Here is a 24902-nt window from a genome sequence, read left to right as displayed (position 1 = left end):
GCCTTAGTTCGGTAGCGTAAGGCCGTCGGGCCTTACTATCCCGTTAAGTGGCTTCTCCTCAACGCTCAAAGAATCGAACTTGTTAAGCTTCAGCGCCTTTACCGCTTTATCGTTGTCAGGCAAAATCTTAATCATTTTCGCTGCGTCCTCCATATGCAGGTACGGGGCAAGCACCGCGTTATCTATGATAACTCTAGTCGCAATTTCCGAATACGGGGTCTTGATATCATGACCCGTCAAATCCAATGAACGGCTCGCAAGTTCTGTTGCCAGCTCGCCTGCTTGCGGGCTCGAGAAGGATGATCCTGAATACCGCTCACTGACATTTGAAGCCAACAGCGCATAGCTCTCGGCAAAATCAATTGTTGGCAAAGATGCCGACTGCGCCTTGGATAGGCCGGAGGCAAGATAAACAATCGAAATATCCTGTAGCGACTTCTTGGTGGCCTCGGCAACAGCAAGCTGTTGAACGCTTAGTCCCTCTATCGGCTCATCCGCCAGCTTGGCCAGCTGGCGTCCAGTTTTCAAAAGTTCTTCAGCAGATGTTGGCAAATTCATCCCCGGCGGTGGCGTCACCTTTAGTTCTTTGGGCCCGTCGCCCCTACTACTCCATCCGGCATTGTCTTTAACAAAATCAGAAGCAGCCCCAGCAAACCCACCCCCACTTGCCACCGCAAATTGCTGAGGGTGCTGCACGCCAATTTCGCGATACGCCCGACGGAGCGGTATCGGAACAAACTGGAATTGCATGAGGCTGGATCTGGCTACAATAAAGTCTCTCACGGTCGACGTGTAAGTGCCATTTTTTATCTTCTCGCTGAGCACGCCGTCATACCAGTCATTCCACAATAGCAACAATGACGACCAGTTTATATCTGCCCTTATAATATTAACTTGCAGACGGCGAAGGTCGTCAGAGTCTTCCATGTTAGTTTTGTGCAGCAGCTCTTCGATCTCATCTAAATCGTTATTGTGACGTTTTGCCAGCATGCTAATGACGCCGTTGCGATCTTGGACTGAGCTGCGTATGACTCCGTTTATGATGCATTGCATTGGTACCACTTTGACAAACAATTCGTTCTTCAGCCAAGTGCGAATTATCGATAACTGCTGGTCTAGCGGAGCGGCGACATCGATAGGTGGTTCGTTGCCACTGCCACCCAGCTGTTGTTGATACTTAAAAAAGAGAGCAGCTACAGCCTTTTCATCGGCTTTGGCCAAGTCCTGCGGCAATTCAAAGCGGCTAGAGAGCGCAAACACGTGACAAGTGTCTCGGGAATAGTAGGGGGAACCGCTGTTACCTTTGTCATACTTGTCCACTTTGGTGAGCGTCAGGTTACCAATACTGCACTCCGCGCCGAAATCAGGCGGGTTGCTCCATTTTGTAGAGACCACATCGGACGTAGATGAGGAACTGGTCAAGACCGTCGACTGAGCGATGCTGTCCGGTGTCGGCGTGTCATATAACAAATTTAAAGCATCGGAGTCGTCAAAGGTTACTGGGGTGTCATTCTCTCTTGCCTGAAGAACAGCCCAATCATCAATGACCTGAGTAGGATTCGGGCCCGAAGCAATTACATCGAAGTGATACTTTTTTTCTTTCCTGCTAAGTACCAAACTCTTGTACCCAACAAGGTGCAGCGCTGTAAGGAATATCGCATTGCGCCCGTCAACCAACGTTGCGGTTCCGACCCTTAGGCCGTTGTGCGCTTCATCGAGAACATCGAACACCGCCCTGTCTACCGCCGAGGTACAGCCGTCGGCAAACGAAACGCCCGGTAGAAGCAGGGAAAGAAGAAAGGCCGCATAGGTGATCCGCATGGCCGTTATCCGAGTGCGTCCAATCGCCGGAAACTATGCAGCTTCAATCCCGTCGAACTCCGATTGAAGGCTGCGATGTTGACCTCACCTCCGTTCCGTTCGTTCTGCGCGCCTTGGTTCCCTCCAAGCCCGAGGAACGTATCGTCGTCTACGGGGCCGTGATAGAACGTTACGTGGCCGGTTCCCGGCTTTTTCGGGTGATGCAGAACGACCAGATCGCCCTTGCGGGGCTGTTCTTTTAGATCTTTTTCTACATCCCTCCCCCAACTCGCATAGGCTTGAGAAGCTGCCCCTTCGGCATAGGGCCAACCGCCGTGGCTATTTATTCCTTTGCCCAATTGCGATCGCTGGATGCACCAACTCACGAATGCTGCGCACCAATAAGTAGTGTCACCGGAAATTTTGCGGAGCCCTGTGGCGTCAAAAAAGCCCATTATCACAGGGTTGCCGCGGACTGGCCATTCTCTCGAGTAGTAGGAATAGTCCGCTAGTTCTGCTGGCGTCTTGTCCGGGACCTTGTTTGCTCTCCAGAGATGAAACCGCCAAGCAACCTCATAAGGCGTCGCTTTCGTAGGGATGTCCTTCAAAAGGGCTTTTGCCAACGCCCGTTCTTCCTTGAACGGATTGGCCGCGCCAGTTAGTGCTTCAATCTGTGTTTCGTACTCGTCAAGCGTCGGCACAACGTCGTTTTCCGCGAACCGGAAAGGTGCGGCGGAATCAAAGTCGAGTTCTTCCGCAACTGATGCCGTCGCACGCATAGCGAATGGCGCAAGTGCAGTCCCGTAGACAAAATGCCGCCGATTCAACATCTTAAGTCCTCCCAACTTGCATATGGTTACCTGACGATACTCTTTTACCCTTGCACATGCGAGTAGGACTCGCGGGTTGGAAGAAAATTATTGGCTTGACTTGCCATCCAGGCGGTGGAGGCCATATGAAACCCGTTGAACCCACAACGCTCTTCCTTGGAGGCGACGTGCCAGACTTGGGTTATGTTCATCCGGGCTCTTAGGGCGATGGTGGCGTTATGACTGTCAACCTCGCAACCCGAGCCTTCCCTCATAGAATGACACCTGGGGAGAATTTTGTGCGTCAAATAAGGCATACCCTGCTTCAACGGTTCTCCGTACAGCTTCTACTGACGGTCGGCATAACTTTGGGAGCGACCAGTATCGCCTCGGCCGGCGCACCGCCGAAGTACGACCATGTCGTTGTCGTCATCATGGAGAATCATTCTTTCGAACAGATATTCCATGCGCCGACGGCTCCCTATTTGCAGAAGTTGGCGAGGGACGGTGCCCTGTTCGACCATTCACATGGGGTCGCTCATCCCAGCCAGCCAAATTACTTGGCGCTGTTCAGTGGCTCCACACATGGGGTACGCGACGACGGCGTCCACGACATCGCGGGGCCTAACCTTGCCGCCCGTCTTCGCACTGCCGGCAAAACATTCGCGGGCTATGTCGAAGCCGGGTCGCCGCGGAAGCACAATCCGTGGGAATCCTTCGCTGACGCCAAGCGGGCTGGAAAATCGCTCGCCGAGTTCCCACGCGATTATAGGAGACTGCCGGCCGTCAGCTTCGTCATCCCCAACCTTCGCAACGACATGCATGACGGCACGATCGGGCAGGCCGATGCCTGGCTGAAGGCGCGTCTGGGCACCTATGCCAACTGGTCGCGCCGGCACAACAGCTTGTTGATTGTTACGTTTGACGAAGACGATTACGGTCTTGAGAACCATATATTCACGCTGTTTTACGGCGCCGGTATTAGGACCGGGCGCTACGCCGAGAGGATCGACCATTACACCTTGCTGCGAACCATCGAGGATATCGAGGGCATAGAGCCGCTCGGCGCCACGGTCGTCAAAAAGGCGGTCGGGAGTGCCTGGGGAGAGCGGTAGAGCTTCGGGAGCTAGTTTTTGCGTGGGGGCGTGACCTGCCACGGAAGTTTCCCGGTGGCGATGAGAGCCTCGGCCATTTTGATACGATACCGTTTTTTTGGATCGCCGAAGGGTGGAGTTTCCCGGCTGCTTAGTTATCTTTCAAATATTGAATGAACTCGACGAGTTTGCTTGCGATAATACCTATTATCGGACCCGTCAAACGTTTGTTTATACGGCAGTTTTAACGCGTTCGCTCCGCCTTTCATTTCTGCGGCACCGCCGCTGGCGGCTTGTCGACACTGAAGCCATTGCAGTCATAGCCGCGAGGGTGGCGGTGACCCCAGCCCGATTGTCAGAAACGGTGAGGCTGGCTATCGCCCCATTCTGGAATTGAGGCCTGACAAAGCGCTCCGGGTACGGGCGTACGGTCCGTAGACATCGCAGATCCCCGCACTACATGCAGCCTACATTGTAGTGTAGTCGTCAGTGTGAAATACGATTTTCACACCTGAGACGCTACCGAGGGTGGATGAAACTGGGATAGTAGCTTTCAGCGATTAAACAGGCGGTTTCCGCTCTTACGCAGATGATACCGGACAGTAGATTTCCGAACATGGTTTTCGGACACGCAAGGGGCAGTTTGCAGCCAATTTATTCGCCTTTGCCGATGTCAGGAAAACGGCAGCAGGCCAGTCTACCTGAGCGCCCGCTTAAAGCGACCCCAACCCACGCCGTTGATGCCTGCTAAAATGCGCCGCGAGATACCCTAATTCTGCAGACTGACAGGACAGGCGTTAAGCTTGTCGATTTGCGCGACAGTTAGCGGAGGGCTCGTCAGAGCTTGGATACCGGCAGCCTCTTTTGTGATCGCCAAAACTTCCAGACGAGAGGGTTTTTCACTCGGCTTCCTGAAGCGGATTATTTTTCGCAATGGCACGTTTGCGGCGATGAGCTGTTTGGCAAGTGCTTTTAGCGCAGGCAGCGGGACATCTGGGCCACAGGCAATACCGTTGGTGATAAACTCATCGGGTAGATCCGCGGCTGTCACGCTGTAAGGTATGTGAGCGTTCTCCAGTGCGTCTGTCACCAATTTGCTGTCGGCAAGCTTGCGGTAGTAGAGAACTTCGACACCCTTGAACACATCGGCGTCATGGCTCTCTGGGTCGCCAAGCCCGCGCAAATTCGCACCTCTCGGCCCAGGAAGTTCCGCGCCGTTTGGCTCTATGGCGGCAACCTTCGTCGACGCGTCAGGCGGAGTCTGCTGGCTAGCACCTGAAACGAAGACCATATCCCCGCCAAAAGCCTCCTGCCTTTCCTTGTCTCCAGGATCAACGCCGTATTGAGGCGATTGCAGCCCCTTGGGCTTGATCAGGGTTTTCAAATAATATCCAAGCTCACTGGCCGTCGTGATCGTATCGTGATTGAGATCCGCCATGCCGTCGATTCCGCTAGCGAACGCTTGCGCGAAGTCCATCTTATCGGGAACTTCTTCATCCTCGTCTCCCGAAGTGATGAACTGGCGGCCAGGCCGGTCGATGTCATTCAAATAAATTTCATCAGGTGACGGGCGGCTGTTTTTTCTAAGTTTGTAAATGTATCCGGAGAAACAGCTATCGAACACGAGCAGAATATGCTTCGCCCGACCGAACGGGAGCATACCTCGTATTTCCTGCATGCTGACAAGCTTGTTGAAAAAGTCCGCACCGTCGCGATCCGGCGTATCCACCGGAACTATGTAGCCCATATGGTCGGTTTTCGACGTATATCCGTGGCCGGAGTAGTAGAACACCATCCTGGTGTCCCTTGGATGCGGCGTTCTGAAGAACTCTCTTATGCTTTTGAGAAGTGTGTCGCTATCCGGGTCATTGACCACCTTTACATCAAATCCCTGACGCTCCAGCTCGCTCTTAACGAGTTGAGTTTCGTCAGGCACGATGGTCAGCTTGTCCCAGTCAGGCGCCGTGTACTTTGATGCGCCTACGACAAGCGCATAGCTCTCCTGGTACATCGTATAAGAAACTGCTTTGGCACCATCGTGGGCATTGATACGAGTTTGCCTGAGCGTCGACTGATCTTGGGCCTCGGCAATCGCGCAACTGCAGGCCCACACCAGCGCGCCCAAAGTTGATATACGCACAATAACCTGCAAACCCCGCCAAATCATCAACTTCCCTCCCTTTATATAGGCTATTGGATCCCCGACATCTTCTCATACGCCGCGACCAAGCTGCTGTAGGGTGGGACGAACGTATTCAAGCTCTTTCCATTGATCGTGACCGTCCTTTTGCCCTCAAAATGGAGATGGATCGTCGTGGGGGTACCGCCAAAATTGTTCGAGACTTTCCCGATGTGCTCGCCCTTGGTCACGCGCTGGAGCTCACCGACGTTGAGATCGTTCATCTGGAGATGCAAGTAGCGGTATAGGGTGCCGCTGTCGCCCAGGAGCGATACGCTATAAGTACCGATGTTCGTGATAACGCCGTCTTCAACGGCGGCCGTCCAGTAACGTGCAGCTTGGCAAGACGCTGGCCGAATGTCTTGCCCTTGATGGCCAGTTCCCCCGGGACACATGGGCGTAGATCGACTGCGCTTCTCACAGAATGTGTCGCGCCAGGGATAGCTATAGTTTGCCTTGTCGCATTGGCCTCCGCCCGGCCCGTTCATGCCACCGTGACCGTAGACTTGAGAATTGGCAAAGGCCGGCGTTTTTTCAATCGGGAACAGAATGCCCGGCAGGTAAATCTTATCGTCAGCAACGCCTGACCCGCTACCACTTTGCAAATGGCCTGGCTTTTCATGGGTGAAAGGGTCTGCATGTGAGACCGTCCCAACGACAATGGCAAGCACTGTGGCCAAAATCATTGCTTTTCGGAGCATCACTCCCCTCCCTTGACAACGACCTGTGCGGCTGCAGCACTTTGAAGGAATTCGGGCTCCGAGCATCTTGTGTCTGACGGGCCTCGACATGTGAGGCGGAGGTTGTAGGACGCCCCGAACCTGAACCAACTGCAATCGGCCGCATACTCCTTCGCCCCGCCAGGCTCGTCATCCTCGTCTGCCTCCGTCAGAGGTGAGAACCGACATGGCTCAGCGTTGTTTGCCTGATTGAAATTGGGATTGTCGGCGCCGCCGCTATCCTCACTTTTAAGGCGGGTTCCGGTCAGGCTGAGTGTGCTGCCGTCCACAGTGGCGTTCAACACATAGCTATTGCCTAGCGATGCCATCCCGTACGGAGCCGCCCGCACCGCGCTATTTCGCGTCCCGATAGAGATGACTGGCAAATGCGTCCGCGCCAACTCCTCGGGGTTGAGACGGATAGCCCTCGTGACAGCGGGTGTATCGGCCCTAGCGTCTTCCGCCTCAGCTGCAAGCGAGGCTGGGACATCGATAGGGCCGACCACCTGGTTGACTGTCTGTTGCGCGGCGACATCCGATGCGGCCAAGGCGAAATAGATCAATGAAAGACTGTATGTGGCTTTCCATTTCATCGGGATTGACCTCCGAACCTCACATTGATGACCTAGTGGAACTGCCCGTAGTCCGAGTTCTTTCCGATGACGTCGAAATCGACATTGATCCCACCGCAATCCTCGGGAAGCGTCTGGAGAAGGGCCCATTTGCCGGACTGCTGGGCGGGTCGAAATTCTGGCCAGGACGTTGCGTTGGCAAGCCAACATAGATCCACCAATGACCTTTCGGTCAGCTGCCGACATACGAGCCCGCTCCCATAGACGCCAAGGCGGAAGCTGGCGGCCTCCAATACTTTATGCGCAGCGGTGAAGTAGCGAACTATGGCAGCAAGCTCGGACGGATCGGTCCCCCATTCTCCATCGACACCGAAGTAAACGGCTGACCCGCTTGGTTGGTTGTTTGCCTGCGCCAAAGCCATGGACCGAACAGCGTCGTCGTGGCCACGTTGGGTCGTAAAGCTGGAAAAGCGGTTGTTGTGATGCTGGAACACCACCAACAAATCAAATCCGCCTGCCGCAATCTTGCGACGTTCCCTTGGCGTTAATGTCTTGCCTTTTATCGTTTCATCAGGGTAATCGAAGTATCTAATGATTGTTTCGACACCTATCGCTTTCATTTTTCTAAGGAAATTATCGCTCACCGGGGTGGACAGATCGACAGCCTTTTGCTGGGCGGTCAACCTGCAATAGCTCGCGGCTCTCGCAGAAACGGGTATGAGAATAAGCACTCCTACGAGAGCAGCTAAAAGTGACGTAGAAAAGAAACCACTTCTGCCCGCGACTTTCTCAGATGAACTGGGCTCCATTTGGTTCTATCACTCCCATCACACCTAATTATGCCGAGAGTACCGGCGTCGACAAGCGGCGTTGCAATCAGACCTTGGTCAACACAAGGCCATAAAACAGCCCTTTGCCGGTCGCCGTGAGACCAGAATCGCTCTGGATCGAGCCGCCGAAAGCGGCCGTTAGCGCGTGCACGACCAGGCCTTTGACATCTGCAGACGCACCTGTATTGAGCTGAACTGAGTAGGTCACATCGGCTCGTATTGCCTGCTTCGTCTGATAGGCCAGAGATCTACTGGAAAAATCCTTGACGATGTCCCGACATACGGGCCCCAACTGCGACCTCACAGATGCCAAGTCATCAAATGCAAGTTGCTCAACCGTGACATTGCTAAGTTTGATCGTGACTGAGCGTATGTAGCTTAGCTTAGCACCCAGCCCCAGCTTAGCCAAAGTTGTGGCATCAAGCTGGAACGAGCCCGTTAACTTACCTGAAGCCTCAGAGGTTGCCCCCTGGTCGACGATCGCTGGCGGCGCATGAGCAAAATCGGGCCTGCAAAGATATGTGAGCTTCAATGGCTGCGTGAAGCCACTGCCTTTCACTGAAGTAACGAGCGACCCTGGTCCATAGGCAGTCGAGGGAAGTGCGAGCGAGTCGTAACCAAGAGAGCTGATCGCATCATTAAGACTTGCTGCCGTTTCCTTTTGAGCCACGCTTGTACAGGACACGAGCACCAAAGCGCACTGCAGCAGTGCAGCAAATCTTCTCATTGCAATACCCCCAGAGGCCCGTATAGCGGGCCGCCATGCCGTTTAGCTAACGATCTTTGCTTGCTTTCTGATTTCTCGTAGTACTTCTCTGATACTGTGCGCGTCTCCACGTCAGAGAGTCAACAGTATGGCAGGCACGACTTGAAATTTTTTTGTTGTCTTATTTGCGGGGCGTCAGGTCGGTAGCTACCTTGGGGCCGCGGTCAGAAAAGGATATTTCGCTTCGAATAGCACAGGCCGCGACGGGCGCCTTCGGTGCCCGCCGAGCGCCATGTCGGGCCAAAGCACCGGTGCATGCAGCAAGATCGGCGTCACGAGACGTCCGCGGAACTCGGCTACTTTCCCTTATGGCGGAAACTACTTCGGAGTTGGGCCCGGCGGTAAGGTTCTCAATCCCGCCCACGTCTGGGAATAGCCATTTGTTTCGCCCGATCCGCTGGTGTTCTCCCATCCGGGTCGGTTGGCTCCGATTTCCGCCACCAATTGGTTCAAAGCTGGGTTTGATTGGTCAGCGAAGCGCTAGCTTGTAATTTCTCAGCGGCCTCAAGGGGATGCTGCTCGCAGATCCACTTCGCTATTTCGCGAGCCTTAAACCGCTCCTCCGGTCTTGACGCGAGCAACTCAAATACTCTCTTTCGCAACTCCAACGTCATAACTCTCCCCGCTTTTTTGTCCTGAGAGTGACGGTAATTGCAAAATCTTGGCAAGCCATCAGTTGCGCCAACGGAGTATGGGACCGGGCTTCAGCAGCGGTTCGACTCCGCTATCTCAGGTGCGGACGGAAGTAGAGAACGAATCGCAGAGCCCGCTCGCCCCGAGCGGCTGCCTTCTTTCGCGTTTTGGCTGAGGCCGCGCAGCCAAGACCGCTCGACTGTGCAAGGAACTCCTGAAAAATGCCGGGAGAGTCGTAGTTTATTCAGACGGCACGTTGGCTCATCGCGCTGCTGCCTTAAGTTTATTGAGGATCCTGTAAATATGCATCCTCGAACAACCGATTGCTTTTGCGATTTCGGCTGGCCCCATCCCATCTGAATACAATTGAAGAATCCGGGTGTGATCAAGACGGCGCTTGCCGCCCTGATAAATCCTCTCCCGCTTTGCTTTTTCGATGCCCTCGCGTTGGCGCTCTTTGATGAAGCGGCGTTCCATCTGGGCGATCATTCCAAGGACGGTCAATACCATGTGGCCCATCTCACCCCGGGTAGAAACATGCGGGTCAAGGACGGTCACGAAAGCGTCCCGTTGCTCGCACTCGTAGATCAGGTTCAGAACGTCGCGGGTGTCGCGGCCGAGCCGGTCCAGCCGAGTGACGAGCAGTTCATCACCCGGCCGCAGAAAATCGATGATGGTGGCGAGTTCTGCCCTGCCGTCGCGGCTGCCGCCCGACACCTTCTCCGAACGAATGATGCCGCAGCCCTCGGCTTTCAGCTTGGCGATTTGCGTATCGAGATCTTGGTCAACGGTGCTGACGCGGGCGTAGCCTATCCGGCTCATGGTGTGTCACCTCAAGGTTTAGGCCTGAGGCTACCTCGTCACAAATAGTCGCTGTCAACTCCGATGTTACGCATGAAGGCCAAGAGCTGGTTACGTCACCCCGGGGTATACCTTCACGTTACGGCAGCACTGCGCCTGATCTCTGTCGTTGGGGCAAACTTTTGCCTTGACCCGAAAGACGAATACTAGCGAACGGCGGCTATGCGCCGGTGGGTTCAACCGGTCATCGCAACACCTTCTGTAGCCTATCGGCCGGCGTTTCGAAGTCCAGGGTTTTTCGGGGTCGCTGATTGAGCCGCAGGGCGACGGCGTTGAGTTGGGCCTGCGAGACATGGGAGAGGTTGGTGTCTCTCGGGAAGTACTGCCTGAGCAGACCGTTGGTATTTTCGTTGCTGCCGCGCTGCCAGGGACTTCGCGGATCGCAGAAGTAGACCTGAAGATCGGTTGCAACGGTGAAGCTCGTGTGCCGAGCCATCTCCTTACCCTGGTCCCAAGTTAGCGAGCGCCGCAACTCTTCGGGCAATGTGCCGATCGTCTGGGCAAGGGCCGCCACGACGGTGGCCGAGCCCTCCTCGCCACCTTTACAAGCATCGTGAACCGGCTGTGTCGCTCGACGAGGGTGGCGATGTGCGTGTCGTTCGCCCCGGTGAGCAGATCACCCTCCCAATGGCCTGGGATGGCGCGATCCTCAGCCTCGGCGGGGCGCTCGCGGATGGAGATCATATCGAGTATTTGTCCTTGCCCCGTCCGGCTCTGTGCGCCTTTGGCAAGCCGCATCTGTCGTTTGGTACGCAGGTGCGCTGTTAGTTCCTTCTTGAGCACCCTCGCGACTGGATGAATAGACTGCGATAGATCGCTTCATGAGATATCCGCATGCTTGGATCGCCTGGGTACTCTCGCCTCAGCCAGCCCGCTATTTGCTCCGGGACCATTGCAGCGCTAGCTTTTGCGCCACCCGCCATCGTAGCCGCCCAGAGCATGCCAGGCGACACTGCTTCGGGCGCAGCGCTCGCTCCCAGGCATACTTGTCGGCCCGGGTTGAACGATACGCTTGTGCACCGCCATTGCGCGAGATCTCGCGACATATTTCGATGGGGATCGCCCGAGACTTCGTGCAATAGCGCGGATCGCAAGACCCGCCGCGATCCCGCGAGAGATCTCTTCGCGCTCCGCCAGCCCGAGCGTCAAGGCCGCTCTACGCCTAGCTGACGGAGCAATGCCGCCGTGTAAGGATACGATCCGCTGAACGCCGGTCTTGTTCCGGCGGCCAAGTGCCCGCGAGATCGACGAAATGCTCTGACCTCGCTTCCATCGCTCCCAAAGCTCGGCCTTCTGCGCTGACGTAAACCAGATCCGTGACGTCACCATGCAACACCTCCTCATCCTCTCAGATTAAAGCGTGTTGCGATGACCGGTTGAACCCACCGCCTCAAACCGGACGTTTACGCAAGACTCGCCTCCGCTTCAAAGCGAACGCACTGCAGCGCCTGTGGATGACGGCTTTTGCCCGTCACCCACCCTGTCGCGGAGAGCTGCCGATCTGCTGGGATTCCTGTGCTTGGAGCCATTTTTCAGCCAGGCCAGAAGACGACCATTCTTTCCTCGAGAAGAGATTTCGGCGACGAGCCCACCCTGCGGAATAGAGCGCCGCTTGCCTTGATCGCTTTGACGATCTCCGGCGCCGGATGCTTCCAATGCAAGTGGATTGGTTGGGCGGCTGCTACCCAGAGGTCCGCATCGACCACGAAAAGTGCTGGGTCAAAGTTGTGCGCTGAGCCGTGATGGGGCAGCATGAAGGTGCTCACCCAATCCATCTCGTCGCGATAGTAATGTTGGAACCCCTGCACTGCCTGCGGATTCCTGAAGCCTGCATCGCCGGTTCCCATCCAGCCTACGCGGGCTCTCGCGAACGTGCGGGAATTGCGCATTACGGCGCCGGCCGTCTGTGGATCGGCCGGACCGGAATACAACGACAAGGAGGTCTCGTTCTTGTCGCCGAACGCCCAGGCATAAGCCCGGGAAATGGCGGTTCGGTGTTTCGTCACCAAACCTCGGCGTTCCTTCTGGATTTTCACCTTGTCGCGAAAACTACCTCGAGGCCATTGCAGAAGCACCTCCACCGCCGCGCAGAATGCCTCCCGGTCCTGCTGTGACGCTGGCTTCACATGGGGCTTCAAGCGCCATCCACCTTCGGTGCTCGCGGCAACATCAAATTCGATACGCTGCACGACGGTCGCTCCCTCGGGCGTCCTGCGCGCCAAGGGCGGGGCACTTCGCCAGCCAGTCGAATCTTTGCCTTTCCATGGCATGCCATCCGGGCCGGAACGAGGAGGCTCTGCGGGAGGTAGCTCGAAGAAGCCCGCACCACCTTCGTCCTCGACTTCCGGCATCACCATGATGATCTGCCGCGGCCCGAACCGCGCCATGGCGCCGACGGGATCGACGACCGCATCTTCGTGGAAGCGTTCCGCACTGCGTTCACCGCGTGTCGCCGCGCTTCTCCCGAAAGCGATTATCCGATCGATGTCGTCCAGATACGGCATTACGATTGTATCGACCCGAAGCCCCCTCTTCTCGTGCAGAAGATGAGGAATGCCACAGATATGATCGCGGTCGAAATGCGACACGAAAAGCATATCGAGCCGACGCGATGGGCGTCGAGCCACGATGGACCGCACCCACTGGATCACACCCGCGATCGGATCCGAGCCGCAGTCGTAAACATACAAGAAGTCGGCCGAGGGTATGGCATCTGAAGCTAGCGACGCCCGCCACATCGCCTCATTCCGCCCAAGATTCCGAAGGGTGCCGACGTTGAAGCCGCCCTGTCCCACTGGGAGCTGATATCGATGATGTCCCAGCACATACTTCGCTACGTCGCGCTTCCATGCTCGTGGGTGGCTGGACGGCAAGCGAGCTCTCTGAGCAGCGAGGTGCGCAGCTCGCCGCTCGCGTTGCGACCGGACCTGCCGACAGCGTCGATGGAATTCCTCACCGTCGAAAGTTCGGCGCCTGAACTCCAGCGCTTGGGCAAATAGCTGGTCGGATATCTGCCTCCTGAGCAGATCGACGAAGGATTCATCCAGCGCTCTCAAGCCATAGGTCCGAGCTATGTCCGCGCAAATGTATAGATCGGCGCAATGGCACGCCAGGCTCCAGGTGTCGTCATCGGAGGTGCCACAAGAAATTTTGTTCATTTGTTGATCTAGGACCTTTTTTCCACTCCGTCTCAGAGGGAATCCGAAAATGATCGCTCAAGATACGCTAAGCCCTTCCGGGTCCGCACTGCCGAGCCTTCGGCTCTATGCCGCGCCTGCCGGAGCAAAGCTCGTCTGGTGGTCTGACTGGTGCGAATGAGGCTTATTCGTCTCTATCCCAGAAGCATTTCGTGTGGTTAATAATATTAAGACTCCAGGTAAGATCAGTGGTCGGGGCTTGCGATGATCGAAGATTTGGCAGTTGCAAAGGCAGCAACTTTTTTCGAGGCGCGTAAAAAGCTGTCCGACAAAGCAGTTGAAACCGCCTTCACAACGCTCCGGGCCACCTATGGGGTTAAGGCGCACAACATTTTCAAGCACACGCGAGAGGTTCTCGGAAATGCGCGATGGTCGGCGATCTGCTTTATGTTTGAGGCGCCACCTGCCTTCCTAGGCAGTACGTCCGGCGTTAGAGAAACGCTCTGCGGCTATCTAATGCTTGTCGAATACGAGAACCATATTGCAGTGTTCTCCTCGCGCATTAGTCTCCCCGCTGCATTCAGGTCGACCCACTTCGCACCTGTTCCGATTAGTCGGGTGGAAGGTGCGATCGCGACGGAGAATGCCGTGTTTCAGAAGATGCGGATGCGAAACATGTCGGTGTCTCAGTATGTTATGCGCAGCAAGACGCTTGAGGCTCCGAACCTCGCGAACGTCGTAGGTCCTGCGGGAAGTCGTAGATACGCTCCCCAAACGTACTCGGTGACAACGGCTGGTGTCCAAACCACTGCCACGCCCAGCACCGGAAGGATTGGCGTGCGTTCGGATCGCGTCGGGCAGCCTGAGCTTGTAGAGTTCGCCACCGGCGTCATCGACGCACTGCGAGCCGAGCCCGCCGATGCGTCCCCATTTATCCGTAGCTTTGCGCGACCGATGTCTCTTGCAGACGCGCTTTCGTCGTCACAGCCGATCACGCTTGCCATAGACACGAACAAGCTGACCGATGCTGCCGTAGGCGATAATGCGATGATCCGGCTCGTGCGCGTGGGAGACGAAGTCGTAGCACTGACAGCCGCCGAGTTGGGTGATCTGGCCGCTGAGTTGGACCAGGCCCTCATTGTTGGGGACGGTGGAAAGCGTCGATCGGCAAAACTGCCTGATACCGATGATGACGCGGCAGCAATCAGCCTAAACAAGAGTAGGATCGCCCTTCGTTCCCTCACGCTTGGTGGGGCGGATGAAATCGAGATTGAAGCGCTCGAAATGCCGCTAGGGGCGGATCCAGATCGTCGGTCCCTTCAGCAGTATCTGGATGAGGAGAACGCCTTCGTCGTTTTGTTTGACGACGTGCGCCTGTCTTACATCGACGGTCAGGTTTTTCGAGACGAGACCATGCTTGACGGTGGAGCATCATTCCTGCGCTACCTCCACGCGGATGCCTCGCTTCAAGTTGTAACTAGCGAAAAAGGCAACTTCGTTGCGGGGCAGACGGCCTTCGATGCGGCATCAACATTTGGCGCCGTTGTCGACCATATTGCTGCGACAGACACGACGCTCGTTTGCGATGATCTGGGCGACGAATGGGCGGATTTCGTCGGGATCAAAGAAATAGGCGGTCTAACTCAGATTTCCTTTTACCATGCCAAGCATGGTGCTCTCGAAGTAAGCGCAGCGTCGTTCCACGTGTCCGTTAGCCAGGCGATCAAAAACCTCGGAAACATGAGTTTTCCAGAGGAACGAATGGCCGCAAAAATCCAAGGGTGGGGCGGGACGTACAACGGCCCAGGGCAGGCAACACAGATTCCGAAAACCGTGCGGTCAAATGGAGCAAACTTGGCCGACACGTTTGCGAGTGCTAGGACAGCGCCGGATGCGTTGCGCCGTGCCGTCATCGTGACATCCTCGCTTAGCAAGCAAGCGGTCGCGGATGCCTTTGCTGCGATACAGCGTGGGGAAAGGCCGAGCCATACCTTCGTTCAATTGTATTGGCTCCTTCAATCATTCTTCTCGGCTTGCACGGAGGTTGGCGCTACTGGTTCCGTAGTTTGCCAACCATAGAGGTCTGCCAAAGCAAGTCGGCGGATCAGTGGCCGTCTGCTTTGAGCAAGACGCCGCCATTGCCAACGCGATGCGCTAACGGTTTGAAACAAGGTCGCTTGCTGAACCACAGTTATTCGCCCAGCACGGCCCTAACCGGACTGGCAGCAACCCGTCGCATTCGAGACGTGCAACACGTTGCTGGATGTGGGGGCGTTGGCGCCACCCAAAGATTCTGGCCTTAAACGCAAAATACCGCCTCCGTCAGACTGGGACGGTTAGCGTCTTATTATAGAAATGGGTGCAGGGAGGCGCAGCATGTATCCTCCATCAGAAAGGATAGGCCGTATGTGGGCGACGGCGACAGTGCGGCGAAGGGGGAGAGCCATGGTCAAACTTGACGGTCGCGTAAGCCCTGATACCTCTCTGCTTCCTCGGCTACCTCGGCACTGCCGGCTTCCGCCGCCATGTTCTCCGCGGCCCATGATGCCTCCACATAGTCCCAGCATATATCGATATGCTCATTCGTCCGCCCGATACTGCGCATGGGGATTAGGACGGCGACCGTCTCCGCTCCGGACAAATCAATGGGGCCGAGGTCAGAAAGCTTCAGGGATGCGAGATCAAACTCAATGCGGGTCATAAGCCCTCAGGCCGGCGGCCTCGGCCGGTGATGGCGGTGAATCTCAGGCATCCTCCTCCTCAGCTGCCAACGCAACCAGCCCCTCATTCCTGGCCTTTTCGAGCACCCCTAGGAGAACAAGGCACTGCTTTTCAGTCGGAATCTTCGCGGGCATCTGCACAGCAACCTGAAGCACGCCAGTCTCTCTGGGCGTCAGCACGCGTTTGCGACCCAGTTCTTGCATGATCGTTCTCCACTGATGGGCAGGGATATCGAAGATGCGCTTCTGCGCCTCGATTCCGTTGTCAATTTTCTGAGTGACCTTGGCGTCCTTGCGTTCTTCGCCCTGTTCTTCCAGCGACAGGAGGTCTTCGAAAAACGCGTCAGGCAAAGCGGCCTCAAGCTTGTCTAGAGTGCCCTGCAAACGGGTCCAGCACTGATCTTTCTTGCACCACTCCGAGATGTTCGAGATGCCGGCGGGCGGATGCACGATATCATCGTTGACGTGCTTCGCAGCAATCGTCAGCGCGTCACGAAGCGTGGGCGGAATCGCCTGAATATTCCAGACCCTCGAATAGTCGATGGATTTGCCGAGGCGCCGGCAGACCTCATTCAACGAAGCAATAGCGTATGCGACGATGTTTGCGCGATAGCCGCCATTGTACCAAGGCTGATCGGAAACAAGCTTCTCGGTCGCCCTGAATACGATTCCGCGCGCGATGGCTCGGCGGAAATAGAACTCGTTGAACCGGTCCGCCGACTTCGTCCACTCCTTTCCGATCCGGCCGGCATAGCGCGCAAAGTTTTTCTGCGCGCCAAGGTTGACCCATTTGGGATGGTCATCCCAGACGTTCTCGAATTTCGCGAGATCTGTCTTGGTAAACATCTGCGGCTTTGGATTCTCAGCCTTGAAGCGGCGCTGTTCCGGCGGGGAAAGTTTTGCCTGCGCATCAGCGTACTGACCGCGCGCGCGCTCATAAAACCATCTGCTCTCGCGCTGAGCCCCCTGTTGCGCGGGTGCCCAAAGCCGGCGGGAGAATGTCTCGATGCGGATGTGGAAGGGATGGTTCGAGAAGAAGTCAGCCGCATTAACGCGGTTCTGCGTGTTCGCGTACTCAGAGATACGCGGCACCACCAGTTCGCTCTCGGCGCTGTCGATGACCGATAGCTTCATCTGCACGAAAATATTCTTGAGAGCGACCTTGTCCTTGCGCTTTGTATGAAACAGGGACGCTGTGGTCTGACCGCCGTTCACAATCTGCAGATCGCGGATACGCGTGATCTGCAAGCCGCCATCCCCGACTTCGACCTCAACTTCCTGTGCCGTAGCTGTAATGCCGTTGTTATAGGCGAAGAACATCTGTGGCTCATTCAGAATGGTGGTACGGATACCTTGGTTCACCTTTCCCCTGGCCTGCAGGAACGATCGCACATTCTGCTCAAGCAGCCGCGCGCCGAACTTGCCGTAAAGGATTGCGAGAACGTCTGCGGGAATCACAATCAGGTATGATTGATAGGATTGCGAACCAAGGTGCGCCGGCAGACATGAAATCCCGGCTCCGAACATCTCGCGGAAGTTGATGTCCAGCGGTTCTTTATGTCCCTTCGCACTGCGCTGGCGCTGCAGGCGGGAGATGTCCCAGATGTTGTATGTGGTGGGTATGCCGGCGGTGACACCATCATCCAGCGATTGAATTCTGTCACTGAGCATCCTCTCGGATAGTAGGTGAAAATTCACCTGCCGGATGAATGAACTTCGATCCGCAATCTGACGCGCCAGCCCGTATTCCGGCGAAGTCACCTCCAACTTCTGAAAGAAGGATTTTGTGGCGCAGGCCTCGAAAAATTTTTCGGCTCTTCCGAAGCTGGCGTTCACCTCGGACGGCGAAAGTGAGACGAGTTCGTTCCGGCAATCAAAATCGGCCACGAACAAATCAAGTGCGCCTTCATCATTGAACCAGTAGCCGTCCACACGCATACCCTGAGCGGCGCGGTAGTGGCAGAATTCAAACCCTTCGACGAAGCCGGTTTCTACCAGCTCGTTAGCAACTGCCTCCATGAACTCAGAAAGCTGAAAGCTGCTGTTGGCTTCCGCTCCTGCCAGAAGCTCCTGGCGGAAATCGTGAAAAAACTCCTGCGCCGACTGCTCCATCAAATCCCCTCCAGCACATCTTCCGACCGGCAGCCGAACGGGGCCATTCGCTCGATGTCTATCTGATATTTAACCCTAGTGACGCCGGCAGGCAGGCCGGAGCGTACAATCTTCGGAAAATCTTCGACGACGTGATAAGCCTGCTCGCCGGACACCAGAAACCTGGGCTTGTCGTATTCCTGCAGTGGCGCATACCCGTAGGCTGCCAGCTTGCGGCCGAACTCTTCTATCGCGTCTGCGTCCTGCAACTCGCCTTCTATGGCGAGTACCAGCTCATTCACCGAGCGCGCCTGTTCGGAGTCAGGTGTCTCACGGAGGCGGTATGTCATGAGAAACAACAAATCCTGGATCGACTCAAGCTGATCCTCGGAGGAAATTCTGACCGTGCTCCGATCCGTTCCGGCCAGCGATTTTATTTCCACCGCGCGGTCAGCGAAGACAAAATCCTGATGGACACGGTCGGCCCCTGTCCATGCCGATACCGCGTTCGCGTGGCTCAGCTTCTCCTGATAGAGGCTGGTCAGGAAGGTCAGTTCGGCAAACAGCCCGCGAATTTCCTCCGCCGAGAGCAGTCGCGCATTCCTGCCTGCCATAAAGGCCTTCCAGCGCTTGATATGGGTCAGCGCGACATGCAATGCGGCCTCGGGCCGCTCCACAGGACGAAGGCCTTCAAACAGGCTCTCGCATAGGGCACAGAACAGGTCTCCGTCCACCTGTCGCTCAAGCGTCAGCACTAGGTTCTGGCGGTCGGAAGCAGGGTCTCTCTGAAGGTCCACCTCAATGCCGTGAACAGACGTTCTTCCCTCGGCAAACAGTCTGCTGTGATCACCTTCGAGACTCAGCACGAACAGGCAGCGGCTTTCGGAATCACGTCCCCAGAATGCGGGGACAACTCCCCCATTAGGAATGAGCCGGACGTTGTAGTCGATATCAGGAGTTTTAATGTCGTCCCAGGGGAGAGGCCTATTCATCGAAGTCGTCCTCGTCATCGGGGCTGTCGGAAACTGGGCTCTGCATCTGGTCAATCCAGACCTTGTTGGCGACGACTTCCACTGTCCGCAGATAATCACCGAACGGGAAACTGATACCGAATGCCGGCACGCGGTCAGACGGCTTCTCTGAACCCACCGGCCCCAGAAGATGCACCATCAGCAGCGGCTTGTTTCGGAGTTCACGATAGTGGGTATCAGAAGGTTCGCTGCTCTTTTTGGGGTCTTTGTTGTGATATTCCTCCGCAAGTCTGCGGGCATCCGCGAGCTGGGTGTCGGTAAGACCGATCTTCTCATCGCCCCTGCTCGAGACGCGGTTTTTGCTCAAACTCCAGGTTTCTGCGTCAGATTTTGTCTCCTTTGCGCTGGAACGATCCTGTGAACCAAGACGGTGCTCAGCTTCGTTGTCGCCCGCACCCTTCACGGAGATCAGAAGGACATCGCCATGGGGATGTTTGTCGGCCGTTTCGCGCAGGTAGGCCAAGGCCCCCGCTTTGATATCGGTTGACACGCCAACCGTTTTGAAGCGCGCCAGGAAACTGTCGATGACCCGGATATCCGCATCCTCCACCCACCAGCCCTTGGAAGTGGCCTTCACGGTCTTGCCAAATCCGCTCCTCCAGAACTCCTCGATAAGCTTCTCGTTTGCAGCGTTGATGTTGCTATCGACAGGAACGACATATGTTTCCAGAAGTCTGCCGCTGTAGCTCTGCTGGAACGCGACGCTCGTCCCACTTCGCATCTTGTTTGCGGCTGTGATCAGCAGCCGGTCCGGATGCGCTTCCACATAAAGGCCGAATTGACGGGGCGTGAGATTGTCCTGACGCATACGCCTGATCTGCTGCCGGAGTTCTTCCGACTTTTCGGCAATATGCCCGTACCAATCGATGGAATCCGGAGAGAGATAAACGCGACATAAATCCTCATAACCTGGCCGGTAGCCGAACCATCGGCCCATCTGCATCAGGGTGTCGTACATTTTGGTGTTACGATACATATAGCTGACGCAAAGGCCCTCGATGGTCAGGCCACGGGACAGGCTGAGGCCCCCGACTGCAATAGCAGTCAGGCCGTGCCCGTCACGCTCGTACTTTTTGTAGTCGAGAGCCTCGTCAGATTTGCTGTTGATGACAAACAGCCGAAGATTGTCGAACACAGAATTGAGCTTTGATTTCACCTCAGCCCAAGTGATTCTGCAGTCGCTGAACTCAGCGTCGAAAGCGCTCCGCAGAGCCGCCATATAGGTGTTCTTTGAGGATACATCCTCAGGCATGGCGTAGTTCGCCTTGACCGCCTCGCGTACTTTTTTCTCGTAGACACTGATAATGTCACGAACCGTTTTCTGCACGCTCACAAAGCGTGACACATTGATCATCATCGAACAGTGTTTGTTCTCCTGACCGCGATAGTTGCGGATGGCACGCGCGACAATGAACTGGTCGATCGCACCGTACAGGCTGGGCGGCAGATCGGCGATTGCAGCCCCGTTCTTATGGGATTCGGGTATGTAGTTTTCGCAGTCGATAATCGGTTTTGTGATTCGAGCACTGGTCTCCTCATCTAGGAACACCTTATCCGGCCCGAAATAGGTATTGGGTGCATCGAGGGAATAGATGAAATCTCTTGGGAACAGCTCATCCCGAGCCTTTTCATCGTACGCATCGGGGTTGATGAAGATGTTCGCAAATGGTGTGGCCGTGTAGCCCACGTAACAGGATTTTGCGAACAAGCTCAAAATCTGTCTTATCCATGCATTGGTCTGTGTTGGATTAAGGTCCGGCTTGTTCGTATTGATGGAGGCGTTGTCCGCCTCATCGTCAATCATCAGCATCGGGACATCTGAGATCAGGCCGTTCTGAGAATTTAGGTCGCTGAGCCACTTGTGCAGCTCTTTCAGCGTCGAAACGTTCTTCTTGATCACGAGTATGATGGGCTTGCTGAAATCGTTCAGCTTCCAGCCGCTCTTGCCCGCTGTGATTTTGTTAAAGTCCTCATTGATGTTGGTAAGAGTCGCAGGGTGTGGGTAGTTCTGCGTGAAAGTCCCGACCCCTATGTTGATGCGGTTCTCCGGGTCGCTGGAACGTCCGATGAAGCCTTCGTCAATGCGCTCCTGAGTCTGCTTTCGCAGATTGTTGTGAATGCCTGCGATGACGATGATGAATTTGTAGCCGGCGTCAGCGGCCTTTGCGACGACGCCCATGTAGTTCGCGGTCTTGCCTGATTGAACATGCCCAATGACCAGGCCGCGACGGTCCCATGAACCCTCACTCAAGGGATCCTGCAGGTGCCCGAGAATTCGGCCGCCGGTATCACTGAGAGACTGGACGACAGGAGCCGCCCATCCCTCCTGCTTGAGGAAAGCTTCGTATGCGTCGGTATAGGTCCACTTGATCTCCCGCCGGTGCAGCCACTGATCGTCATGCGGCGCTTCGTGGTTCACGATCGACACTCCGCGACCCATGCGGGTATCGATGGCGATGGTGGTCTGCAGAATGGCATTGCCCAGATCACCCGTGAACGGGATCATGGGCGCAAGGGTCTTCGCCGTGAGCTCAACTTCTGCATTGGTAGGGGGCGGATCGCGGCTGGCCAGAACCGAAATAAGCGCGCTGATAAGTCTTTTTTCGCTATCGGGCCCCGTGTCCGTCATGCAAGCTCCTCCCCTATGAACTGTTGTACCAGCTCTATTTTGTCATCGAACATCCGCGTCGAGCGTATGATGTTCATAAATTCCCCGGCCTGGGGAATACTTTCGCCAAACAGTATTAATCTAAGCTCACGAAGACGGGCTATGACCTCTTCATTTCCGACCGGCGCATTGCGAACGTCTCTGGGCTGGGTTGAATAATCGGAGTAGATCATTTCCACCGGCAGCGCGTGCCCGATGGAATCCAGCATAAGTCTCAGCGCTCTGGAACCTTCCTCATCAAGCCGGCCGGAGACTGCGCGCACAAGAGCGTGGTTGAGATTGATGCTGTAACGGATACCCGACTGATCAGCGTAGCGCTCCCACACGGGGGCGTGGACATCCTCAAACAGCTTCTGGCCTCGCCCTCTGTGAACCGTCGTGCTGCGTCCGGTTATGCGCGGGATGATCTGGCGCAGACGCTCGCGGACCGCGTGGGGCGGTCGAGCGCGGGACTTCTTGATGTCGATGGTCCACATCTCATCTAGCGTGCTTGGAAAATCGATCTGCACCCGCGCCAGCTTCGTTGCCTCCCCTTTGGGGATGAGGCGGAACCAGTCCCCCCAGGCCATAAGGCGTCCGTTGCGGTAAATGTAAGCCCCTTGGTTTGAGATAAAATCGCTTCGGCTCTGATAGTAGTCGTACTCCTTGGCTGACAGGCGGCTGTGATGCGGCAGAATGTATGGCTGCATATGCACCGAATCTGGCCCGATCCGGACAATTTCCTCCGGCAACATTTCAGAGCCGCTCTTGCGACAGAACGGATCGAAAGGCTCGACCCGATGGCCATTGACGCCGATCGCAATCTTCTTGCGACCTTTCAGCTCTCCTGAAAGGAAGCGATGGAAAACAAGCGAGAGATGCTTTTCAAGGATATCGAGTTTTTCGTTGACGATCTCATCGCGCTTCTGGCTCGTCTCGTCCTCAAACAGTCGGTCGAGCTGGCGCCATATGACGATAGTCCCGTCTGAGCCCAGCTTTTCGATGAAAGGCAGAACCTCAATATCTTCCTCATCCAGGATCGACAGAATCCAATCGTCCTCCTTGTCGATGAGATCGAGATCCCACTCCGCTCCGCACCGCTTTCCATTCTGCGAACTGATAACGGTCAGGCGTCGGCACTGTGAAAAGGAGGCCGTTTTCAAACCAAGACCAAAACGTCCGAGATCGCGCGGGGATCGCGCGAGCCGCGGGTTCGCAGCGCCGTGCCGCATGGCCGTGATAATGGTTTCGCTGTCCATGCCACGCCCGTTGTCAGTGATAACCAGCGTAGGTGCCTGGAGGCGCAGATTGCAGAAAACAGCTATCTCGGTGGCTTCTGCCGAAATGCTGTTGTCGACGATGTCTGCCACCGCTGTTTCAAGAGAATAGCCCAGGTCGCGCATGGAAGCGGAGAGCGATGATGCGCTCGGAGGAAGCGGATGCGGTCTTGCCATCACCGCGTTCCTTTCAACTGTTCGACAACATGATCGAGGGTGCCCTGGGGGTCTTTTGAAAGTTCGCATTCCCAGACAGTAATAACCCGCCAGCCGGTGGCTGCCAGTTCGTCCGCCTTACGGACATCGCGTGCAACCGTTGCTGCAAACTTGCCAGTCCAGAAATCCGGGCGTGTGGAAGGCGTGGTCGCATAGCGGCAACCGGCATGGCGATGCCAGAAGCATCCATGGACGAAAACCACGGCACGATAACGCGGAAGAACAATGTCCGGTCGTCCGGGAAGATGCCGTTCATAAAGGCGGAAGCGAAATCCTGCTCGGTGGAGCAGTGAGCGCAGCTGGCGTTCCGGTGCTGTGTCGAAGCCTTTGATGCGCGACATATTCCAGCTTCGTCTTTCAGCCGTGATTGTATCCGCCATCACGACTCTCCCTTCATCGAGTCCAGCACTTCCGCCACAAGTTGGGCGATCTGGCGCGCGAGATAGGGTGGAACCGCATTGCCCACCTGGTGATACTGCGCGGTGCGCGGTCCCTCGAAACTGTAGTTGTCCGGAAAGGTCTGAAGCCGAGCCGCTTCTCTGACAGTCAGGCTCCGGCATTGAGCAGGGTCATAGTGGATAAAGTAGTGACCATCCTTCGAGATGTGGGACGTGATGGTGGTCGATACGTCATCCGCCAACTGAACGCGGAAGCGATCAGAGAACATCTTGCCGCTACGCCCCAGCTCGACGTTCTGATGTGCAGGCAGAAGTGAGCGCGGGAAATCTGAAAGCTTCGGACTGCGCCCCGTCGAGTGGGCGAAAACTGCCGCATACATATATCGGCGAAGATCGGATGCCATGTGGCCGCGTGACTCATGGCCTGTCAGCACCCTAAGACGGGGGTCATGAAGGCCGCTCAGTGAACGATGCCTGCCGGCGATCCGTCCCGGATATGCCTTTGACGAGCGTTCTTCCGGCGGATTGTCGCCTGAACGGAGGCGAAGCTTTATGTCGCCCGTAACCGCACGGCTGTAGGATGCCCCATTCAGCTGCGCGGCGATATCAATGGCGGAAAGTTTTTCAAGCTCCTTGTACCAGCGCGCGACCGAGTCCTCACCTCTTGAAAGTCCGCTGCGTATGGCCGGCAGGTTCCCGATCGTTTCTCTAACAGTCGGACCCCTATGTGACCGCAGAAGTCCTGGTCGGACTTTCAGGTCACTCCTGATGCCGACTATAAACATCCGGTGACGAGCCTGCGGCACTCCGAAATCCTCAGCTCTAACGAGGAACAGCCGGGGGTCCACTCCGCCGCCGGGCACCTCCGGTTCGGATAGAGAGTACAGCTTGTAGTGTAAACTGTTGCCGCCCCCCTGGAGCGCCGCGCGGGGATGGGTGAGGTCTGTCAGAATCCGGTCGATGACGGGTACGTCATTCACGGTTGCCGACAGTAGACCTTTGACATTCTCCATTACGAAGACTGGAGGCGCATGGTCGGCGATTATCTTCAGGTACTCTTTATAGAGAAAATGCCGCTCGTCCTTCTCGAAACCAGGCTGGCCCATCATTCGGGAGCGTCCG

At 56.1% G+C, this 24902-nt stretch carries 17 protein-coding genes and 1 pseudogene; 2 read left to right on the top strand and 16 right to left on the bottom strand.

Translation table 11 applies throughout. The features are described from left to right. Nucleotides 1–3: 3 nt before the first annotated feature. A complete protein-coding gene (locus X727_RS160610) occupies nt 4–1821 on the bottom strand; it encodes a hypothetical protein (RefSeq protein WP_023833622.1) in 1818 nt (605 codons plus the stop codon). A 5-nt stretch (nt 1822–1826) separates the two neighbouring features. Continuing rightward, nucleotides 1827–2630 carry a CHAP domain-containing protein gene (locus X727_RS160615; protein ID WP_023833621.1) on the bottom strand — a complete coding sequence of 268 codons (804 nt, stop codon included), beginning with the start codon at nt 2628–2630 and terminating at the stop codon, nt 1827–1829. A 218-nt stretch (nt 2631–2848) separates the two neighbouring features. Here X727_RS160615 and X727_RS160620 point away from each other — a divergent pair, with 218 nt between their 5' ends. Further along, nucleotides 2849–3724, top strand: coding sequence for an alkaline phosphatase family protein (locus tag X727_RS160620; protein ID WP_245274115.1), 876 nt, complete (start codon nt 2849–2851; stop codon nt 3722–3724). A gap of 748 nt (nt 3725–4472) precedes the next feature. Here X727_RS160620 and X727_RS160625 read toward each other — a convergent pair. From X727_RS160625 to X727_RS160655, 7 genes and pseudogenes are all read right to left on the bottom strand, one after another. Beyond that, nucleotides 4473–5870, bottom strand: coding sequence for a caspase family protein (locus tag X727_RS160625; protein WP_031203879.1), 1398 nt, complete (start codon nt 5868–5870; stop codon nt 4473–4475). A gap of 23 nt (nt 5871–5893) precedes the next feature. Then, the gene (locus X727_RS160630; protein ID WP_023833618.1) at nt 5894–6583 is read right to left on the bottom strand and encodes a M23 family metallopeptidase; all 690 of its coding nucleotides are present in this window, start codon (nt 6581–6583) and stop codon (nt 5894–5896) included. A 643-nt stretch (nt 6584–7226) separates the two neighbouring features. Further along, the gene (locus X727_RS160640) at nt 7227–7856 is read right to left on the bottom strand and encodes a glycoside hydrolase domain-containing protein (protein ID WP_023833616.1); all 630 of its coding nucleotides are present in this window, start codon (nt 7854–7856) and stop codon (nt 7227–7229) included. A gap of 193 nt (nt 7857–8049) precedes the next feature. Further along, nucleotides 8050–8730, bottom strand: coding sequence for a hypothetical protein (locus X727_RS160645; protein ID WP_155923518.1), 681 nt, complete (start codon nt 8728–8730; stop codon nt 8050–8052). 933 nt (nt 8731–9663) lie between these two features. After that, nucleotides 9664–10224 carry a recombinase family protein gene (locus X727_RS160650; protein WP_023833613.1) on the bottom strand — a complete coding sequence of 187 codons (561 nt, stop codon included), beginning with the start codon at nt 10222–10224 and terminating at the stop codon, nt 9664–9666. Between the two features lie 223 nt (nt 10225–10447). Then, nucleotides 10448–11592 (bottom strand): annotated as a pseudogene (locus tag X727_RS01000000164405) (IS30 family transposase). Between the two features lie 203 nt (nt 11593–11795). Then, on the bottom strand, nt 11796–13421 hold the full coding sequence (locus tag X727_RS160655) for a hypothetical protein (protein ID WP_023833612.1): 1626 nt from the start codon (nt 13419–13421) through the stop codon (nt 11796–11798). 243 nt (nt 13422–13664) lie between these two features. Here X727_RS160655 and X727_RS1000000168430 point away from each other — a divergent pair, with 243 nt between their 5' ends. Further along, complete coding sequence (locus X727_RS1000000168430) at nt 13665–15479, top strand: hypothetical protein (RefSeq protein ID WP_023833611.1); 1815 nt, start codon at nt 13665–13667, stop codon at nt 15477–15479. Between the two features lie 370 nt (nt 15480–15849). Here X727_RS1000000168430 and X727_RS160660 read toward each other — a convergent pair whose 3' ends face one another. Genes X727_RS160660 through X727_RS160690 form a run of 7 tightly spaced genes read right to left on the bottom strand, consistent with a single transcriptional unit; the run spans nt 15850 to nt 24889 of the window. After that, entirely contained in the window at nt 15850–16101 is a 252-nt protein-coding gene (locus X727_RS160660) for a hypothetical protein (protein WP_023833610.1), read from the bottom strand. Between the two features lie 43 nt (nt 16102–16144). Continuing rightward, complete coding sequence (locus X727_RS160665; protein ID WP_023833609.1) at nt 16145–18232, bottom strand: AIPR family protein; 2088 nt, start codon at nt 18230–18232, stop codon at nt 16145–16147. Next, nucleotides 18232–19203, bottom strand: a complete 972-nt coding sequence (locus X727_RS160670) for a PD-(D/E)XK motif protein (protein ID WP_031203874.1) — start codon at nt 19201–19203, stop codon at nt 18232–18234. Before X727_RS160670 ends, X727_RS160665 begins: the two co-directional genes overlap by 1 nt. Then, nucleotides 19196–21871 (bottom strand): Z1 domain-containing protein, encoded by a 2676-nt coding sequence (locus X727_RS160675; protein WP_023833607.1) that lies wholly within the window; start codon nt 21869–21871, stop codon nt 19196–19198. The genes X727_RS160670 and X727_RS160675 overlap by 8 nt, the downstream gene beginning before the upstream one ends. Next, a complete protein-coding gene (locus X727_RS160680; protein WP_023833606.1) occupies nt 21868–23343 on the bottom strand; it encodes an ATP-binding protein in 1476 nt (491 codons plus the stop codon). The genes X727_RS160675 and X727_RS160680 overlap by 4 nt, the downstream gene beginning before the upstream one ends. Next, complete coding sequence (locus X727_RS160685) at nt 23343–23762, bottom strand: very short patch repair endonuclease (RefSeq protein WP_023833605.1); 420 nt, start codon at nt 23760–23762, stop codon at nt 23343–23345. Before X727_RS160685 ends, X727_RS160680 begins: the two co-directional genes overlap by 1 nt. Continuing rightward, nucleotides 23762–24889: a DNA cytosine methyltransferase gene (locus X727_RS160690; protein ID WP_245274114.1), complete on the bottom strand. Its 1128-nt coding sequence runs from the start codon at nt 24887–24889 to the stop codon at nt 23762–23764. The genes X727_RS160685 and X727_RS160690 overlap by 1 nt, the downstream gene beginning before the upstream one ends. Between the last annotated feature and the right edge of the window lie 13 nt (nt 24890–24902).

Origin of the sequence: Mesorhizobium sp. L103C105A0, from assembly GCF_000502215.1 — a bacterium.
In the GTDB taxonomy this organism is placed as follows: Bacteria; Pseudomonadota; Alphaproteobacteria; order Rhizobiales; family Rhizobiaceae; genus Mesorhizobium.
This window is presented reverse-complemented; position numbering and strand designations above follow the sequence as displayed.

What these genes read in the sequence shown, in the direction of transcription:
- X727_RS160615 (WP_023833621.1), bottom strand. Translation starts at nt 2,630, where the DNA reads ATGTTGAATCGGCGGCATTTTGTCTACGGGACTGCACTTGCGCCATTC.
- X727_RS160670 (WP_031203874.1), bottom strand. Translation starts at nt 19,203, where the DNA reads ATGAATAGGCCTCTCCCCTGGGACGACATTAAAACTCCTGATATCGAC.
- X727_RS160625 (WP_031203879.1), bottom strand. Translation starts at nt 5,870, where the DNA reads ATGATTTGGCGGGGTTTGCAGGTTATTGTGCGTATATCAACTTTGGGC.
- X727_RS160610 (WP_023833622.1), bottom strand. Translation starts at nt 1,821, where the DNA reads ATGCGGATCACCTATGCGGCCTTTCTTCTTTCCCTGCTTCTACCGGGC.
- X727_RS160675 (WP_023833607.1), bottom strand. Translation starts at nt 21,871, where the DNA reads ATGACGGACACGGGGCCCGATAGCGAAAAAAGACTTATCAGCGCGCTT.
- X727_RS160620 (WP_245274115.1), top strand. Translation starts at nt 2,849, where the DNA reads ATGACTGTCAACCTCGCAACCCGAGCCTTCCCTCATAGAATGACACCT.
- X727_RS160690 (WP_245274114.1), bottom strand. Translation starts at nt 24,889, where the DNA reads ATGATGGGCCAGCCTGGTTTCGAGAAGGACGAGCGGCATTTTCTCTAT.
- X727_RS1000000168430 (WP_023833611.1), top strand. Translation starts at nt 13,665, where the DNA reads ATGATCGAAGATTTGGCAGTTGCAAAGGCAGCAACTTTTTTCGAGGCG.
- X727_RS160680 (WP_023833606.1), bottom strand. Translation starts at nt 23,343, where the DNA reads ATGGCAAGACCGCATCCGCTTCCTCCGAGCGCATCATCGCTCTCCGCT.
- X727_RS160655 (WP_023833612.1), bottom strand. Translation starts at nt 13,421, where the DNA reads ATGAACAAAATTTCTTGTGGCACCTCCGATGACGACACCTGGAGCCTG.
- X727_RS160645 (WP_155923518.1), bottom strand. Translation starts at nt 8,730, where the DNA reads ATGAGAAGATTTGCTGCACTGCTGCAGTGCGCTTTGGTGCTCGTGTCC.
- X727_RS160630 (WP_023833618.1), bottom strand. Translation starts at nt 6,583, where the DNA reads ATGCTCCGAAAAGCAATGATTTTGGCCACAGTGCTTGCCATTGTCGTT.
- X727_RS160650 (WP_023833613.1), bottom strand. Translation starts at nt 10,224, where the DNA reads ATGAGCCGGATAGGCTACGCCCGCGTCAGCACCGTTGACCAAGATCTC.
- X727_RS160685 (WP_023833605.1), bottom strand. Translation starts at nt 23,762, where the DNA reads ATGGCGGATACAATCACGGCTGAAAGACGAAGCTGGAATATGTCGCGC.
- X727_RS160660 (WP_023833610.1), bottom strand. Translation starts at nt 16,101, where the DNA reads ATGACCCGCATTGAGTTTGATCTCGCATCCCTGAAGCTTTCTGACCTC.
- X727_RS160665 (WP_023833609.1), bottom strand. Translation starts at nt 18,232, where the DNA reads ATGGAGCAGTCGGCGCAGGAGTTTTTTCACGATTTCCGCCAGGAGCTT.